Source organism: Mesorhizobium sp. W050 (assembly GCF_054719535.1).
In genome coordinates, this window is sequence record NZ_JBTTIH010000001.1 from 3,828,742 (window position 1) to 3,845,626 (window position 16,885).

Consider the following 16,885-nt stretch of genomic DNA (forward strand, 5'->3'; position numbering starts at 1 on the left):
CTCCTCACCGGGCCACGGATTTGACCGCAGCCAAGATCTCGGCCTTGCTGGTCTTGCCGCCGACAAGCGCATCGACGATGGCTGAAGCGGTGTCCTCGGCAATCGTGCCGACTTCCTTCATGGCGTTGGCCTTGATGGAAGCAATGCTGGCCTCGGCCTCGCCGAGCTTCTTGTCGAGGGCGGCCTCGACCTTCTTGCGGGCAGCCTCGGCTTCAGCCTTGGCAGCGTCGTTGGCCTGCTGCCCGATCGCGTTGGCCTTGGCCTTGGCTTCCGCCAGTTCCTGCTCGTAAGCGGCAACGGCGGCGTCGGCCTCGCCCTTCAGCCTGGCGGCCTGGTCGAGGTCCTGCGTGATGCGATCGCTGCGGACGTCGATGATGCCGCCAAGGCGCGGCATCACCACCTTCTTCAGGAACAAATAGAACAGCCCGAACGTGATCGCCAGCCACAGAAGCTGGGACGGAAACGTCGCCGGATCGAATGGCGGGAACGTGCCGTGCGCCTCGGCAGGCACGCCGGTGCCGGAATGCGTGTCGCCTTCCGTACCGGTATGGGCGCCTTCAGCGGCGGGTGCGGACTCTTGCGCAAACGCAGATGTCACGAACATGGACTATCCCCTGATATCAGGCATGGCCGCAGGAATGCGGCCAGCCAATTCTTCCCAATGCTCGTCCGACCAATAATTGGCCGAACAGGGGCTCAGCCGAACAGGGCGAGAAGCGCGATGAGAAGCGAGAAAATGCCCAGAGCTTCGGTCACGGCGAAGCCGAAAATCAGGCGGCCGAACTGGCCATCGGCGGCCGACGGATTGCGCAGGGCGCCCGCCAGGTAGCTGCCGAAGATGTTGCCGAGGCCAATGCCCGCGCCGCCCATGCCCAGGCAAGCGATACCGGCGCCGATGTACTTTGCTGCTTCTGCGTCCATTTTAAACTCCTTTGGATCTGTAATTCGTTGCAATTCCATCCGGCGAAAGATGCCGGAAATTCTAGGTCAGTGCCCGGGATGCAGGGCGTCGTTCAGATACATGCAGGTCAGCACCGCAAAGACGTAGGCCTGCAGGAAAGCGACCAGCAATTCCAGCGCGGTCAGCGCGACTGCCATGGCCAGCGGCAACACCGAACCGGCAACGCCGACGGCGCCGAGCGCGCTCAGGCTGACGACGAAGCCCGAAAACACCTTCAGTGTGATGTGGCCGGCCAGCATGTTGGCGAACAGACGAACCGAGAGGCTGACCGGGCGCGACACGAAGGAGATCACTTCGATCAGCACCACCAGTGGCAGCAGGAACACCGGAACGCCATGCGGCACGAAGAGCTTGAGGAAACCCAGACCGTGCTTCGTGAAGCCGTAGACAACGACGGTTCCGATCACCAGGGCTGCGAGGCCGAAGGTGACGATGATGTGGCTGGTGACGGTGAAGAAGTACGGGAAAAGGCCAAGCAGGTTGGCGACCAGTACGAACATGAACAACGAGAACACGAAGGGGAAGAACTTCATGCCCTGCGTTCCGGCGGCGTCGCGCAGCATGTTGGAGACGAACTCGTAGCCCATTTCCGAAACCGACTGCAGGCGCCCGGGAACAAGGCTGCGGCTCGAGGTCGAGAGGTACAGAAACGCCGATGCGACGAGCACGGTCGCGACCATGAACAGGGACGAATTGGTGAAGGACAGGTCATAGCCTCCGATGTTGATCGGAATCAGCTTGACGATATGGAACTGGTGGATCGGATCGACCTTGTCAGCAGCCATTTACATCCCCGTCAAAGCCGCGAACGGCCTTAAGTGTCCTTGTGCGCCGTTGGCGGCGCCATTTCATTCTTTCGGATCGTGCGACTTCTCGCTTTTTCCGAATTCCGCCACAACACCTGACGAACGCAGGACATTGAGCACGCCGGCGCCAAAGCCCAGCAACAAGCCGACGACCAGACCCCATGGCGAGGTTCCCGCCACACGATCCAGAAACCAGCCAAGGCCCACACCCACCACTATCCCGGCGATGAACTCGCTGGACAGCTTGAGCGCCTGGCCATATCCGGCCGTCGCTTTCGCGCCGTCATTCCCCTCGAGCTGATCCGGCCGTCTTGTCGCAAGCGATGCTCCAAGCTCACGCCGGCGGCGTTCGAGATCTTCGTCGCGGATGTCGGCCTCGTGCTTGCTGCCGCGGCCGGTTTCTCCGGTTCCGTCTGGCCCGTTCTTGTCGGCCATCGTAACCCCCCTGCCCGGTCAGACCGTCGCCGTCCGTCCGCTTCTAAAGTCGCCGGCAACATAGTTAGAGGGTTTGCGCCCGTCAAGCCACGGGCGGGACTTCAAAGCCATGTATTTTTTCTATTGGAATCAACCACTTGGCGAGGTGCGACATCGTGCCCGGCACTATCGGGTCGGCACATGCCCCGAATCCGTCCGGCGACCGCTGTCCGATTTCGGCTTCCAGGGCCTTTGCGGTTCGTTTGCGACAGGCAAGCCGAAGGGCTCAGCTCCAGCCGCCGCCATACGTGCGGTAGAAGATATGCAGGCCGATCTTGGTCATCTTCTGCATCGTGCGCGCCCAGCCCGGATGGACGTAGTTGGCGTAGTAGTGGGTCGATGAGCCGACTTCGGGAATGAATATCTTGCCGGCGGTGACCGCCATCGCGACGTCCTGCGCGGTCTTGTAGTGGGCGGGGCTCTCGATGCGCTTCTTGCGGCCGTCGCAGGCGAAGGAGAACTGGCAGCGGTTCAGCCAGTTGTCGTTCTGGTAGACGACACCGCAAATCGAGTTTGGATAGGCCGGATTGCGGACGCGGTTCAGAATGACCTGGGCGACGGCGGCCTGGCCGCGCACGGATTCGCCGCGCGCCTCGAAATAGATGCCGTTGGCGAGGCAGGCCTGCTCCTTCGTGGAGAAGACGCTGGCCGGCAGCGGGTTCTGAATCCACGAGTGGTCACCCTTGGCCATCGGCGGAATGAAGCGCCCGCTGCTCGGCTCCTCGTCCTGCAGCAGCGCCTCGAAGGGTGAGGCCTTGGCGTAATCGGGTTCGGCCTGGGCATAGGCGGTGGCCAGCACGTCCGGTCTGTCATTGTTGACCAACGCGGCAAGCATGGCCGGCACGCCGGGATCGGGCTTCTTGTCCACGTTGGTATGGAAGGCCTGGGCGATCTGGATTTCCTTGCCCTTGATGCCGGGCTTGGCGAAGGCGAGCTTCAGGCCGCTGTCCATGCTCGGCCGCAGCAGCGAGGACGTGCGCTGAAAGATTGAGCCGGCATTGAAGTTCTTCGGCGGCGCCACCGGCGAGACCTGGATGATGCGGCCCTTCTTGTCGGCGCGCATCACACGGTCTTCGTCGGGCGTGACGCCGGCGACATTGCCCTTGCCGCGAAACGAGACCTTGCCGACGCCGGGCAGGCGTACGCCCGAGCCCGAGAGCGAACCGGTGGTGACGGAATCGATGAAAGGCATTTCGGCGGCATGAACCGAGCCGGCGACGGAGCGCTCGACATAAGAGTTCCAGCGGGTGCCCGAAGCTTCGAGGCCGGAAATCAAGCTGCCCATGTCCTGGTAGGCGACGACGGTCGGAAAGCCGATCCAGATGCCGAGCCCGATGACCAATGGCGATACGAAGGAACGTTTTTTCTCACCGGCGGCGGCGGCCAGCCGCTTCAGGACACGTCGATGCACGGGGAACTCTCCAGAAACGCAACTGAGCCACTGGAGAGCCAAAGTGAAGCATTAACCTTGATGCAGGGTTAACGCGGTCGATCGTGTTGTTCCGAAGCGGCCCGAAATGGGACGCCGTTTGCCGACCGGCAACCCGTCAGTTCGGCCGCAGGAAAATTGGCCATGCAATCAAGGCGCAGAGCGCGCCCACCAGCCAGACGCCAGGCCACGACCAGATGAGCAGCAAAGCCGGAATGGCGGTCGGCACCACGAAGAAGGCGATGAAGACGAAGCTGTTGGCAAGACCGAGCGCGGTTCCGGCGCGGCTGGCGCCGGCAAGCGTGGCGAGTTCGGTGTAGGCGACGCCATGCCAGGCGGAGATCGAAATGCCGGCAACGACCAGCAGCACGGCGATCGCCGGGATCAACGCGGCATGGGCGTCTGGCGTGGCTCCTGCCGCCAGGACCAGCAGGCCGACGGCCGCGAAGCCAAGCGCGCTTGTCATGCTGCAGAGGCGCAGGAACCAGCGGCGGTTGCCATGGCGGTCGGTGAAGCGGCCGCTCCAGACGCGCATCACCATCGCGCCGGTCTGCACCGCGGCAAGGCTGGCGCTGATCGTGAGCGTGGCCATGCCGGCGAAATCGTGCAGGAAGACCGAGGCAAAGGTCAGCACCGCCACTTGCGGAAAGCAGAGCAGGCCGATGGCGGTGGCGATGCGCCAGACCTCGACATTGCGCAGCGGCGCCGGACCGCCCGACTTTGCCATGGCCATGCTGCCGGCATTGTCCAGTTCCGGCGGCTGGTGCAGCCACCGCCAGGCAAACAGCGCAGAGACGGCGTTCATGGCGGCCAGCAGCCCGAAGACCGCCGCGAAACCGTGCACCGATGCCAGCGACGGCAGGACCAGCGCGCCGAGCCCGCCGCCGAGCGGCACCGCGGTCTGCCTGATGCTCATGGCAAAGCCACGTTCGCCTTCGTGGAACCAGGCCATGATGGCGCGGCCGCTGGAACCGTTGACGCTGCCGACGAGCAGGCCGGCGACCAGAAGGCATGCGGCCAGCATTGCGACGCCAGGCACATAGGTCACTGAGGGCACGATGAACAACGCCATCAGGGCGAGCCACGCCGCGGTCGTACCAAGGCCGGTCAATAGCACGCCGCGATCGCCCCAGCGGTCGGTGAGCAGACCCCAGGGCAGTTCGCTCAAGGCAACGCCCAGTCCGAGAAGGCCGAGGACCAGGCCGAGATTGCCATTGCTCAAGTGATAGCCCGACCGCAGAAACACCGCCGCCGCCGGTATGCCGGCGAAGGTGGCGGAGAAACTGGCATTGGCGGCAACGCCGATGCCAAGCACCTTCCAGCGATGATTGGCGCGAAATCGTTCAGCCTTCGACCTGACGGCGGCGGTTCGGCCAACCCGGCCTGGCTCACAATTTGCGTCGGCAATCGACATGGCGGGACTCCTGTTGATGCCCTTTCGGGACCTTGACGCCTCGTCTTTACCGCCATAACTTCATCCCGAATATCGGGAAGTTTTTGACAATTGTTCCCGAAAAACAGGATCGTTATGATGCGCCGCGTAACCTTCGACCTCGATGTCCTCCGAAGCTTCGTCACCGGCATGGAACTCGGCAGCTTCGCCAAGGCCGCCGACCGGCTTGGACGCTCGACCTCGGCGGTGAGCGCGCAACTGAAGAAGCTGGAGGACCAGGCGGCGACGCCGATCTTCCGCAAGTCGGGCCGCGGACTGGCGTTGACCGAAGCCGGCGAAACCATGCTCGGCTATGCCAGGCGGCTGCTCGAGTTGAACGACGAGGCGGCCTCGGCCATCCACGACGTGGAACTGGAAGGCTGGGTCAGGCTCGGCCTGCAGGAGGATTTCGGCGAGGCGGTGCTGCCGGAGGTGCTCGGACGCTTCGCTCGCGCGCACCCCAAGGTCAAGATCGAGGCGCGGATCGGGCGCAGCTATGAACTCGCCGAGCGGATCACATCAGGAAATCTCGACATTGCGCTGGCCTGGGACAGCGGCCAGGCGCTGCCTTACAGCCGGCATGTCGGCGACGCGCAATTGCGCTGGATCGGGCCGGCAAAGCTGATCGAGACCAGGCTACGCGAGGGCGAGGCACTGCCGCTGGTGGCGCTGGAAGCGCCATGCCTGCTGCGCACAGTGACGACGGAAACGCTCGACCGCGCCGGCCTGCCATGGCGGATGGCCTTCTCCAGCCCCAGCCTTGGCGGCATCTGGGCGGCGGTCGCCGCCGGCCTCGGCCTGACCATCCGCACGGATATCGGCCTGCCGGCCAATGTCAGGACGATGGCACCGCAAACGTTGGGCTTACCCGCGCTGCCAACCATGGCGCTGGTGATGCACCAGAAAGACGCCGAACTGGACCCGGTGGCGACGCGGCTGGCGGATATTTTGTGGCAGGCGGCGGTGGCGGCGCTGCCGCAGGACGAGCGGTTGAGAGAGGTCGCTTAGACGCGGTGATCACCCGGTGTCGCGTTCCGTCACACCCCCCTCTGTCCTGCCGGACATCTCCCCCTCAAGGGCCCTCAAGGGGGGAGATTGCTGTCATCAACGCTTTCGCCAATTTTTGATCTTGCAAGGTGAGAACGGCCGCAGCGGCTGCTGATCTCCCCCCTTGAGGGGGATGCCCGGCAGGGCAGAGGGGGGTGCTGCCCCGCCAATCTTGCGGAGAATTTCGCAACCGTCACCGCTCACTTGCGCTTGTTCGCTCTCCCCGCGAACGGGTTGTCCGAAGTCCGCAGCGCTATCCTGATCGGCACGCCGGGCATGTCGAAGGCTTCGCGCAGGCTGTTGGAGAGGTAGCGGACATAGGATTGCGGCATCGCGTCGGGCCGCGAGCACTGGACGACGAAACCCGGCGGCCGGGTCTTGGCCTGGGTGACGTATTTGACCTTGAGCCGGCGTCCGGCGACGGCGGGCGGCGGATGATGCGCAAGAATGCTTTCCAGCCAGCGGTTGAGCTTGCCGGTGGAAACGCGGCTGTTCCACACCTTGTGCGTCTTGATGACGGCATCCATCAGCTTGTCGAGGCTGCGCCCGGTCTCGGCCGAAACCGTCACCGCCTGGATGCCGCGCACTTGCGGCAAAAGCCGTGTGGTCTTTTCGCGCAATTCGGCCAGCAGTTCCTGCGGATTGTCGATCAGGTCCCATTTGTTGAAGGCGATGACCGGCGCCCTGCCCTCGCGGATGATCAGGTCGGCGATCTGGAGGTCCTGCTTCTCGAATGGGATGGTGGCGTCGAGCACGATGATGACGATCTCGGCAAAGCGGATGGCGCGCAGACCGTCCTGCACCGACATCACTTCCAGCTTTTCGTGGATCCTGGCCTTGCGGCGCATGCCGGCAGTGTCGAACAGTTTTAGGCGACGGCCATGCCAGTCCCAGTCGACCGAGATGGAATCGCGGGTGATGCCGGCTTCCGGGCCGGTCAAAAGCCGCTCCTCGCCGATCAGCGCGTTGATCAGCGTCGACTTGCCGGCATTGGGACGGCCGACGACGGCGATGCGCATCGGCTTGGTGTCGTCATAGGCAGGTTCGGCGTCGGGATCGGTGATGTCCTCGCCGATCAGCACCTCGCTGGCGGCGACGTCCTCGGCCTCGTCTTCTTCCTCGCCGAAGGCGCGGTCTTTGCCCAGCGCCTCGATCACCGCGTCGCGCAGATCGGGCATGCCCTGGCCGTGCTCGGCCGAGACCGGGATCGGCTCGCCGAGGCCGAGTTCCCAGGCCTCCAGCATGCCGCCCTGGGCGCCCTTGGCCTCGGCCTTGTTGGCGACCAGCACGACCGGCTTGCCGGATTTGCGCACGATCTCGGCAAAGGTGCGGTCGTCGGGCAAAAGGCCTGATTTGGCGTCGATGGTGAAGAAGATCAGGTCGGCTTCGCGGATCGCGATCTCGGTCTGCGCGCGCATGCGGCCGGGCAACGTCGAGGCGGCGGCGTCTTCGAAACCGGCGGTGTCGATGACATCGAAATGCAGATCGTAGAGTTTGGCCGCGTGGACGCGACGGTCGCGGGTGACGCCCGGCGTGTCGTCGACAAGCGCCAGCTTCCGTCCCACCAATCGGTTGAAAAGCGTCGATTTGCCGACATTGGGCCGGCCGATAATGGCGACTTTGAAGCTCATCCGGCTATCCATATCATCGCCCAAACCGCAGCGCGCCCTTGGGTCAGGCCCGAGGGCAGGCTTTGGGCGATGCGTATCATGACGCGCCCGAGCCGCGGATCAATTCCGACATCAGCGTCGCCCGCTGGCGCGCGTTGCGCGGGGCGCCGTCATCGGCGGCGATCTGGTCGAACAGTTTCAGCGCATCCTGGGTCTTGCCTTCCTTCCAGGCGGCAAGGCCGAGCGCTTCGCGCGCTGTGTGGCGCAGCGTGTTGTTGTCGGCGGTCAGCGCCTCGACGCGGCTGGAGACGTCGGCGAAGGAGCCGTGATCGACGAGCAGCAGGGCGGCCCGCAGGCGCGCCATGTCGCGAATGCCCTGGGGAATGGCGTTGTCGGCGGCGACGCCATCGAAATCGGCGACGGCGGCGGCAAAGTCGCCCTTGTCGGCCTTGACGGTCGCCGCGCGCATGCGGGCGAGCAGCGGATAGGCGCCGTAGCCGTCCTTTTCCAGCTGTTCGAGGGCGGTCAGCGCCTCGTCGCTCTTGCCGTCATTGGCAAGCTTCAGCGCCTGCGAGAAGGCATCGCCGGAGCGGTTGGCGCGCGTCTCGTCCCAATAGCGGTAGCCGACGAAGGCGGCGGTGCCAAGCACCACCAGGATGGCGAGGCCAAGGATCGCCGGACCAAAGCGGTCCCATAGCGCCTGCGCCTGCTCGCGACGGATCTCGTCGTTGACTTCGCGGATAAAACTGTCGTCGGACATCAATCAAAACCATTGCTGCCCTAACAGGGGCGCTTCTTGAGCCCGCGTTTTAGCGAAATTTCGCGGGCATGGAAGGGGCTCGGCAGGAAAATCGGCTAATCGCCGGGCGCATAGCTGCCGACGTTGATCGCACCCACGCCACATTTTGCCGATAGCCGGCTTGGACTGCCTCCAGATCAAGCCCAGATTGCCGATGCCACGTTTGTCCCGCGTTGTTGCGTTTTCCTCAGCCGTGCTTGCCATGGCTGGTGCGGCTTTCGCCGACCCGCCGGCGCCGCCTGCCCCGGCAAAGCCGAAGCAAATCGTCATCATCTCGTTCGATAGCGCCCGGGAGATCTCGCAATGGCAGCGCAGCCGGGCGCTGGCCAAGCGCACCGGCGCGCATTTCACCTACTTTTTGTCCTGCGTCTTCCTGCTGTCGCCGCAGACGCGGGCCGACTACACAGCTCCGGCCAGGTCCGCGGGCAAATCCAACATCGGCTTTGCCGCTTCGAAGCAGGACGTCGCCGATCGGCTCGATCAGATCGGGCTCGCCGCTTCGGAAGGCCACGACATCGCCAGCCATGGCTGCGGCCATTTCGACGGCAAGGACTGGAGCAAGGCCGACTGGCTGAAGGAATTCGCCTCGTTCGAGCGCATTCTGGAAAACGCCTATGCGATCAACGGTATTGAACCCGAGCCCAAGGGATGGCGCGATATTGCCCATGCCGTTGTCGGCTTTCGCGCGCCGTACCTCTCGACCAGCAAAGGGCTCTATGAGGCCCTGCCTGAAGCCGGCTACCACTATGATGCCAGCGGCGTTTCGAAAGGCCCGGTCGAGCCGCCGACCGGCGGCGGCTTGACCCGCTTTTCGCTGCCGCAGATCCCGGAAGGCCCTGATGGTAGGCTGGTGATCGCCATGGACTACAATCTCTATGTCAGGCATTCCGGCGGCTTCGAGCGGCCAAGCCAGGCGGCAGACTTCACCGAGCGGACGTACCAGGCGTTCCGCGCCGCCTTCGACAGGCAATATCAGGGCAAGCGCATCCCGCTGGTGCTCAGCTTCCACTTCACGCCGATGAACAACGGCGCCTACTGGGACGCGCTGGAGCGCTTTGCCGGCGAAAACTGCGTCAAATCAGATGTCGAGTGCATCAGTTTTCGCGATTATGTGCAGCGGCAACGTGGTAGCGAGAGGCAGGCGGCGGTGGGCGGCTGAGCCGCCAACCGTCTATGCAGATAGGATCAAGCCGGGTCGGGTTCCTTTGCCTGGCGCGCGAGGAAACGACGATCGATATCGGGAAGCGGCTCGCCGTGGATAATTGCCTCGAAGGCACGCAGGCGCTTGTAAATGGACAGAAGCTCGACAATCGTTGTCCACGCATTGACGAGATATTGGAACGAGGAGCGCACTTGCCCGAAGGCATCGAGAATTCGGTTCAATAGACCCAAACTGATTTTGGCGGCCACCATCGTTGGGACCAATACTATATAAGGGAATATATTATCTATCTGAAGATAGAATATGCGAGCCACATTGAAATACATGTAGTGGAAGTAAAGCCTAAAGTAATTTCGCCGCACGTTGTTAAATAGTTCGGCGACAGTGGGCGGCCGAGCACGATTCGGATCATCTTCACCATAAACAAGTTCTTTTCGATAGGCAGCCTCGACGCGCTGGTTACGGAATTCGAGGCCTGGCAACTTGATGCCGACGAGCGCCAAGAAAGTAGTCCCAAAAATCGACCAAACAATCGCTACCACCACTAGGGAGTAAGGGACCTCTCCGACGATTGGCAATTCAGTTACATTTTTCGACAGAACGAGGAGAACGGGCAAGAATGCGATCAGCGTCATTACCGAGCGGACCAAATTCACACCGAGTGCTTCCATCGTCGTGGAAAAGCGCATGGTGTCGTCCTGGACACGCTGCGACGCTCCTTCGATAGTGCGAAGCCTGTCCCAATAGAACATGTAGTATTCATTCATCGCCGTGCGCCAGCGGAAGATCCAATGGCTCACAAAAAATAGGTTAAGGACACCCACGGCAACGGCCAATCCAGCGACCCAGGAGATGGTCAGCAGTTGGCTGTAGAAATCCCACGGCGTTGTCGAATACGCCTTGCCGAGCGCCCGCTGTATGAGATCGTAGAACGGTCCGTACCAAGCGTTAAAGGCTACATCCACTTGAACCTGGAAATAGATCACGAAGAGAATGAGCGCGGACCCAAGGATCGACCAGTTCTGCCAAGGATGGGGTGAATACCACCTCCAAAAGCCAGCGAAAAGCGCTACGCCCGTGCCGTAGTATAGGTAGAACCAGACGAACGGGTCAGACCAAAAGACTTCAACGCCAACGGGCGTGTCGGCTGCCACCGGAGCAAGCCCAATCAGGGTACCCAGCTCTTGGCCGCCGAAAAACCAAATTATGATGAGCAAAAGGCTCCAGACGGCGGCCGAGGTGAAAAACAGCTTCGGCTGCGGGAAGAAGGATACGAACACTGTGGTGAAATCCTCGGTCGGTGCGCAAATCAGCGGGGTTCAGCGGGCATAAAGTCACACATTAGGTGGAAAGCAAATGCCCGTACCCGATGCCCGGCATCGAGCAAGACCACAATCATGGCGATTTTGGCGCGGCCGACCAGGTGATCCCAGCAGATACCAGCAATACGCCAGCAGCGACGATCGAGGCCAGGAAGAAGTTGCCCGAGGCTTGCGCCAGCAGTCCGGCGACGATCGGGCCGACGATCTGGCCGATGCCGAAGGAAGCGGTCATCAGCGCAAAAATCCGGCGCGGCGCCTCCGGCACGAGCTGCCTTGCCGTCTGCAGGCCGAGCGCGGTGATGGCGATGAAGGTGCCGCCGAGCAGGACGCCCGCCAGCAGCGGCCCGGCGGTGCCGCCGATGGCGACGCTGGCGGTGACGCCGACCACCTCGACCAGGCAGCCCACGGCATAGGCGGTATAAAGCCCGATCCGTGCCGCTACCTTCTGCCACAGCCAGACCGAGGGAAAGCCGGCAAGGCCGGTGACCATCCAGACGCTTGCCTCGAAGACGCGGCCGCCGCCGCCCTGGCGCACGATGGCGACCAGGAAGGTCGCCGTCACCACATAGCCGAAGCCGAACAGGCCGTAGGCAACGATGACTTTTGCCAACGACCGGTCCCTCGGCAGTGCCGGTTCGCGGTCGGCCACGCCGCGGCCAGGTGCGGTGCTGCCGGCGAGCAAGGCGACCATCGCAAGGCCGCCGGCGGAAATCGCTGCCGACCACAGCCAGCCCGAAGCCCAGCCGGCATGTTCGGTGACCAGAACCGCCATCAGCGCTGAGGATGCCGCGATGCCGAGGCCGACGCCGCCGAAATGCAGCGCCTGCAGGTCGCTTCTGTTGGCGGCTGCCAGGTGACCGAAGACGATCGAGGCCATGAACACCATGACGAAGGCGCTGGCGAGACCGGCAAGGAAGCGGAGGACGACAAAGGCGGTCATCGTCTCGCTCAGCCCCATCAGGGCGGCGAGCGCAGCACTGGCGGCAAGGCCGCCAAACATCAGCAGGCGCTCGCGCCCATGCGCCCAGCCGCCTGCCGCCGCAAGCGCGCCGACGAGGTAGCCGAGATAATTGGCCGACGCGATCCAGCCGGCATCGGCCGGCGACAGATGCAGTTCTTCCATCATTCCGGGCAGGATCGGCGTGTAGACGAAACGGCCAATGCCCATGGCAACGGCCATGGCGATCATGCCAGCGAGAGCTTGGCGCAAGGGTGATGGAGCGGCGTTCATTGCAGCGCACCATAGAATTGGCGACCGATGAAACAATCCGCTTTGTGTTGGGCCAGCGGGCGCGACTAACGCCCCCGCATCTCAGCCGCAGCCGACCGCCCCGGTCTCGTAGGCGGTGCGGCGCGCCGTCAGCCGGAACGGGATATCTCCGAGTTCGCGTTCCGACATGGTGTCCAGCACCGGATGCGACAATGGGTCGGTAACCCAGTCGATGACATCGCCGCCGTGCATCCCATCATAGCGGTCCGGCCGGAGGCCGGCAGCGGCTAAGATCTTGAACAATGATACGATCGTCATCCTCGCCTCCTCGGTCTGACTGTCCCACTAAAATCTGCCTTGTCGGGCTGTCTTTCAATTGAGATTTCAGCCGCGCCGGTTTAGAAAAACTGAAATGGCTATGCTGAACCGCGTCCATCTCAACGGCCTGCGCGCCGTCGAAACCGTCGCCCGCCTCGGCTCGCTCGCGGCGGCGGCCGGCGAACTCAACGTCTCGGTCAGCGCCGTCAGCCAGCAGATCAACCGCACTGAAAAGCAGCTCGGACAGGCGCTGTTCGAACGCACCGCAAGCGGGCTGGTGCTGACCGAATTCGGAACGGTTTTTTCCGCCCGGCTGGGCGCCGGTTTTCGCGAGCTGGCGCAGGCGGTGGCGCTGGCCGATGAGGCAAGCCAATGCACGCTGGTGGTTTCGGTGGCGCCGGCCTTCGCCTCGAAATGGCTGCTGCCGCGATTGTCGCGGCATTTCGACCGCCATCCCAACGTGCTGCTGCGCATCGACGCCTCGGTGCGCCTCGCCGATCTCGAACGTTCCGACATCGACATCGCCATCCGGCTTGGCGACGGCAAATGGCCGGGCGGCCGGGCGGAACTTTTGTTGGCGCAGGAAGTCTTTCCGGTCTGCGCGCCGGTGATCGCCAGGAAACTGAAGTCGATCGAAGACCTGGCGCAGACCTGCGCCATCACCGACGAGCGGGCGATGATCAACTGGGAGAGCTGGTTCAAGGCTGCCGGGGCCGAGCCGGTCAGCTTCCGCAAGGGCGCGCGCTTCACCGACCCGATGCTGTGCCTGGAATCGGCAATCGCCGGCCACGGCGTCATGCTCGGCTGGCAATTGCTGGCCGCCGATGCGCTGGCCGACGGCCGCCTCGTCGCGCCTTTCGGCGTGCGGGCGCAGAGCGGCCTCGGCTACTGGCTGGTGACCTCGGCGACCAAGACCGAAAGCCGCAAGGTGCGCGATTTCAAGATCTGGATCCGCGAGGAAATCGCGGCGACCGTGGCGCAGTTCAGCGCACTGGAAAGCGCTGCCTAGGGCTGTCCGTCGCGACGGTGCTGGAAAGCACAGCCGCGCCGATCTATGTTGGAAGCTTCACCTCCAAGACCAAGGCAGGCAGGATCATGACCACACATTCGCGCGGCGTTTCCGCAACCATCGACCCGGTGAAGCTCGACAGGCTGGCGGAAGTCGCCATCAAGGTGGGGCTGCAATTGCAACCGGGGCAGGATTTGGTGCTGACCTCGTCGATCGCAGCCCTGCCGCTGACCAGGCGCATCGTCGAGCACGCTTACAAGGCGGGCGCCGGGCTGGTAACGCCGATCTTCAATGATGACGAGATCACGCTGGCGCGCTTCCGCTACGGCGCGGATGCGGGCTTCGACCGCGCCGCCGGCTGGATATATGAAGGCATGGCGAAGGCCTTTTCCAACAATGCGGCGCGGCTTGCCGTGCGCGGCGAGGACCCGTCGCTGTTGTCGGCGCAGGACCCGGCGAAAGTGGCGCGCGCCAACAAGGCGAACTCGATGGCCTACCAGCCGGCGCTGGAAAAGATCACCGGCTTCGACATCAACTGGAACATCGTCGCCTACCCGGATCTCGCCTGGGCCAAGCAGGTCTTCCCCGGCGATGCCGACGATGTCGCCGTGGTCAAGCTTGCCGATGCGATCTTTTCGGCATCACGGGTCGATGTGGAAGACCCGATCGCAAACTGGACGGCGCACAATGCAGCGCTGCGCGGCCGCACAAAGTGGCTGAACGAGCACAATTTCCATGATCTGCATTTCAGCGGCCCGGGCACCGACCTCACCGTCGGGCTGGCCGATGGCCATGAATGGATGGGCGGCGCCTCGACCGCCAAGAACGGCGTCACCTGCAATCCGAACATCCCGACCGAGGAGGTCTTCACCACGCCGCATGCACGGCGCGTCTCCGGCCATGTCTCCTCGACCAAGCCGCTGTCCTACCAGGGCACGCTGATCGACGATATCTCGGTGCGTTTCGAAGAGGGCAGGATCGTCGAGGCCAAGGCTTCGAAGGGCGAGGACGTGCTGAAGAAAGTGCTCGACACCGACGAGGGTTCGCGCCGGCTCGGCGAGGTGGCGCTGGTGCCGCATTCCTCGCCGATCTCGGCCAGCGGCCTGCTGTTCTTCAACACGCTGTTCGACGAGAACGCCGCCTGCCACATCGCGCTCGGGCAGTGCTATTCAAAATGCTTCGTCGACGGCGCCTCGCTCAGCCAGGACGAAATCGCCCAGCGCGGCGGCAACAAGAGTTTTATCCACATCGACTGGATGATCGGCTCGGACAAGATCGACATAGACGGCGTGCATAAGGATGGCCGCCGCGTGCCGGTGATGCGCAAGGGCGAGTGGGCGTAAAGGGGGCGGATGGCCTTCGACCTGACGGTCAAGCGAATTTACGAAGCACCCGCGCCCGATGACGGGCAGCGGGTGCTGGTCGATCGCATCTGGCCGCGCGGCGTCAGCAAGGAGGATGCCGCGCTGACGCTGTGGCTGAAGGACATCGCGCCGAGCGATGAATTGCGGAGGTGGTTCGGACATGAGCCGGCGCGGTGGGCGGAGTTTCAGGTGCGGTATTCGGTCGAACTGGATGGGAATAGCGAAGCGGTGGCGCAACTGCGTGGCTTGCTCGGCAAGGCCAAGGTGACGCTGCTTTATGGCGCGCATGACGAGGCGCATAACAATGCGGTGGCGTTGGCGGGGTATTTGCGCGGGACGGGTTGAGAGACAGCGAACCGCTGCATACGCCGCAAGCGAAAGCCTTCACAATTAGCGATCGCCCTCCACGCGTTCGTCATCCTCGGGCTGACCCGAGGATCCTGTGTGTTGTTCCCATGCTATGTTTGGGGTGGGAAGGAGACCGACAGGATCCCATGGTCTGCGCTGCGTCGCTTCGAACCTAGCTTCGCCACAGGATGACGAAGCGAGGCTACGCTACTTCACCACCCCTTCATAAGCCTCCGGCTTGAACCCCACCAAAATCTCATCCCCGACCTCGAGCACCGGGCGCTTGATCATCGTCGGGTTGGCCAGCATCAGCTTCCTGGCCTTCTTCTCGTCGAGCCCTTGCTTGTGCTTGTCGGGCAGTTCGCGGAAGGTCGTGCTGCCCTTGTTGAGCAGCTTTTCCCAGCCAACCTTGCCGATCCATCCATCCAGTCTGCCCACCTCTATCCCCTCGGCCCGGTAGTCGTGAAAACGGTAAGGCACATCGTGGCCCTCCAGCCAGGTGCGCGCCTTCCTGATCGTGTCGCAGGTGGTGATGCCGTACATGGTGATCGTCAAAACGCACTTCCCTTGGGCTGATGGTCGAATCCGCCGGACAGCCTAAAACCGTCCTTCCCGCTTTGCCAGCACCCCGGTCACATCAGCCCATTTTTAGGGCTTGCCAATACTAAGGAATTTTCCTAAGTATCTTTCTATACCCGTCGACGGACCTCAGGATCGCCCATGCCAAGCCTCCACGCCCCAACTACAAGTCTCCCGCCGATCGACGGCATCTTCCGCGCGCTGGCTGACCCGACGCGGCGGCGCGTGGTCGAGCGGTTGAACCGCAGTCCGGCCTCGGTCAGCGAGTTGGCGCAGCCTTTCGAGATGGCGCTGCCTTCCTTCATCGAGCATCTGAAAGTGCTGGAAGGCTGCGGTCTGGTGCGATCGGAAAAAATCGGCCGCACCAGGACCTATCAGCTGGCGCCCGAACCGCTGCAGCTCGCCGAAAACTGGCTGGCCGAACAGCGCACGCTGTGGGAGCGCCGACTCGATCAATTCGACGCCTATGTGATGAGCCTCAAGGAGCAAGAAAAGTGAGCTATCCCTTCAAGCCCGACCCCAGACTGGACCTTGTGCTGGAGCGCAAGCTCGACGCGCCGCGCGAACTCTTGTGGAGCGCGATGACGGTGCCGGAGCATGTCAAGCAATGGTTCACGCCCAAGCCCTGGCTGATCACCGATTGCGAGATCGACCTTCGTCCGGGCGGACTGTTCCGGACGCGCATGCAATCACCCGACGGCAAGGAGGTCAACGACCGCCATTGCTGCTATCTCGAGATCGTGCCGAACGAGCGGCTGGTGTGGACCGATGCGCTGCTGCCGGGCTATCGGCCCTCCGGCGAGCCCTTCATCACCGCAGTCATTTCGCTTCAGTCGGATGACAAGGGCACGCGCTACACGGCAACGGCCATCCATCGCGACGAGGCTACCCGCAACAATCATGAAGAGATGGGGTTCTTCGACGGCTGGGGCACGGTGGCCGATCAGTTGGCGCAGTATGTGAAGACCATTTGAGCTTTTCCCACTGCGGCCAGGACTTTGTCCCGGCCGCCTGG

The 16,885-nt window shown here is 63.2% G+C and carries 19 protein-coding genes; 7 read left to right on the plus strand and 12 right to left on the minus strand.

The annotated features are described in order from the left end of the window. Positions 1–4: 4 nt before the first annotated feature. The 6 genes from ACYG9Y_RS18760 to ACYG9Y_RS18785 form a co-directional block, all read right to left on the minus strand. Complete coding sequence (locus ACYG9Y_RS18760; protein ID WP_023738460.1) at positions 5–604, minus strand: F0F1 ATP synthase subunit B; 600 nt, start codon at positions 602–604, stop codon at positions 5–7. A gap of 92 nt (positions 605–696) precedes the next feature. Beyond that, a complete protein-coding gene (locus tag ACYG9Y_RS18765; RefSeq protein ID WP_006206606.1) occupies positions 697–921 on the minus strand; it encodes a F0F1 ATP synthase subunit C in 225 nt (74 codons plus the stop codon). Between the two features lie 66 nt (positions 922–987). Beyond that, positions 988–1,746: a F0F1 ATP synthase subunit A gene (locus tag ACYG9Y_RS18770; protein WP_023668485.1), complete on the minus strand. Its 759-nt coding sequence runs from the start codon at positions 1,744–1,746 to the stop codon at positions 988–990. Between the two features lie 63 nt (positions 1,747–1,809). Next, a complete protein-coding gene (locus ACYG9Y_RS18775) occupies positions 1,810–2,202 on the minus strand; it encodes an AtpZ/AtpI family protein (protein ID WP_023668486.1) in 393 nt (130 codons plus the stop codon). Between the two features lie 265 nt (positions 2,203–2,467). Next, positions 2,468–3,652 (minus strand): cell wall hydrolase, encoded by a 1,185-nt coding sequence (locus tag ACYG9Y_RS18780; protein ID WP_023738459.1) that lies wholly within the window; start codon positions 3,650–3,652, stop codon positions 2,468–2,470. Positions 3,653–3,788: 136 nt separating this feature from the next. Next, a complete protein-coding gene (locus ACYG9Y_RS18785) occupies positions 3,789–5,084 on the minus strand; it encodes an MFS transporter (RefSeq protein WP_023738458.1) in 1,296 nt (431 codons plus the stop codon). A 117-nt stretch (positions 5,085–5,201) separates the two neighbouring features. Here ACYG9Y_RS18785 and ACYG9Y_RS18790 point away from each other — a divergent pair, with 117 nt between their 5' ends. After that, positions 5,202–6,110: a LysR substrate-binding domain-containing protein gene (locus tag ACYG9Y_RS18790; protein WP_023738457.1), complete on the plus strand. Its 909-nt coding sequence runs from the start codon at positions 5,202–5,204 to the stop codon at positions 6,108–6,110. A 239-nt stretch (positions 6,111–6,349) separates the two neighbouring features. Here the strand turns inward: ACYG9Y_RS18790 and der are convergent, their stop codons facing one another. After that, positions 6,350–7,780, minus strand: a complete 1,431-nt coding sequence (gene der, locus ACYG9Y_RS18795) for a ribosome biogenesis GTPase Der (protein ID WP_023692116.1) — start codon at positions 7,778–7,780, stop codon at positions 6,350–6,352. A gap of 76 nt (positions 7,781–7,856) precedes the next feature. Beyond that, complete coding sequence (locus tag ACYG9Y_RS18800) at positions 7,857–8,519, minus strand: tetratricopeptide repeat protein (RefSeq protein WP_023729304.1); 663 nt, start codon at positions 8,517–8,519, stop codon at positions 7,857–7,859. 193 nt (positions 8,520–8,712) lie between these two features. Here ACYG9Y_RS18800 and ACYG9Y_RS18805 point away from each other — a divergent pair, with 193 nt between their 5' ends. Beyond that, positions 8,713–9,717, plus strand: coding sequence for a polysaccharide deacetylase family protein (locus tag ACYG9Y_RS18805; protein WP_023738456.1), 1,005 nt, complete (start codon positions 8,713–8,715; stop codon positions 9,715–9,717). 26 nt (positions 9,718–9,743) lie between these two features. Here the strand turns inward: ACYG9Y_RS18805 and sbmA are convergent, their stop codons facing one another. From sbmA to ACYG9Y_RS18820, 3 genes are all read right to left on the minus strand, one after another. Beyond that, positions 9,744–11,000 carry a peptide antibiotic transporter SbmA gene (gene sbmA, locus ACYG9Y_RS18810; protein ID WP_023668493.1) on the minus strand — a complete coding sequence of 419 codons (1,257 nt, stop codon included), beginning with the start codon at positions 10,998–11,000 and terminating at the stop codon, positions 9,744–9,746. Positions 11,001–11,115: 115 nt separating this feature from the next. Beyond that, complete coding sequence (locus tag ACYG9Y_RS18815) at positions 11,116–12,273, minus strand: YbfB/YjiJ family MFS transporter (RefSeq protein ID WP_023738455.1); 1,158 nt, start codon at positions 12,271–12,273, stop codon at positions 11,116–11,118. A gap of 81 nt (positions 12,274–12,354) precedes the next feature. Continuing rightward, a complete protein-coding gene (locus ACYG9Y_RS18820; protein WP_023668495.1) occupies positions 12,355–12,570 on the minus strand; it encodes a hypothetical protein in 216 nt (71 codons plus the stop codon). Positions 12,571–12,664: 94 nt separating this feature from the next. Between ACYG9Y_RS18820 and ACYG9Y_RS18825 the strand changes: the two genes are divergently transcribed. The 3 genes from ACYG9Y_RS18825 (at position 12,665) to ACYG9Y_RS18835 (ending at position 15,288) form a co-directional block, all read left to right on the plus strand. Beyond that, entirely contained in the window at positions 12,665–13,579 is a 915-nt protein-coding gene (locus tag ACYG9Y_RS18825) for a LysR substrate-binding domain-containing protein (protein WP_023738453.1), read from the plus strand. 86 nt (positions 13,580–13,665) lie between these two features. Continuing rightward, the gene (locus ACYG9Y_RS18830) at positions 13,666–14,922 is read left to right on the plus strand and encodes an aminopeptidase (protein ID WP_023738452.1); all 1,257 of its coding nucleotides are present in this window, start codon (positions 13,666–13,668) and stop codon (positions 14,920–14,922) included. 9 nt (positions 14,923–14,931) lie between these two features. Further along, on the plus strand, positions 14,932–15,288 hold the full coding sequence (locus ACYG9Y_RS18835) for a DUF488 domain-containing protein (RefSeq protein WP_023701480.1): 357 nt from the start codon (positions 14,932–14,934) through the stop codon (positions 15,286–15,288). Positions 15,289–15,498: 210 nt separating this feature from the next. Here ACYG9Y_RS18835 and ACYG9Y_RS18840 read toward each other — a convergent pair whose 3' ends face one another. Then, a complete protein-coding gene (locus tag ACYG9Y_RS18840; protein ID WP_023687095.1) occupies positions 15,499–15,846 on the minus strand; it encodes an ArsC family reductase in 348 nt (115 codons plus the stop codon). Positions 15,847–16,011: 165 nt separating this feature from the next. On the opposite strand from ACYG9Y_RS18840, the gene ACYG9Y_RS18845 reads away from it, so the two are divergent. Together ACYG9Y_RS18845 and ACYG9Y_RS18850 are read left to right on the plus strand one after the other, a co-directional pair. Continuing rightward, positions 16,012–16,368: an ArsR/SmtB family transcription factor gene (locus ACYG9Y_RS18845; RefSeq protein ID WP_023687094.1), complete on the plus strand. Its 357-nt coding sequence runs from the start codon at positions 16,012–16,014 to the stop codon at positions 16,366–16,368. Then, the gene (locus tag ACYG9Y_RS18850) at positions 16,365–16,844 is read left to right on the plus strand and encodes an SRPBCC family protein (protein WP_023668501.1); all 480 of its coding nucleotides are present in this window, start codon (positions 16,365–16,367) and stop codon (positions 16,842–16,844) included. The genes ACYG9Y_RS18845 and ACYG9Y_RS18850 overlap by 4 nt, the downstream gene beginning before the upstream one ends. The last annotated feature ends 41 nt before the right edge of the window (positions 16,845–16,885 follow it).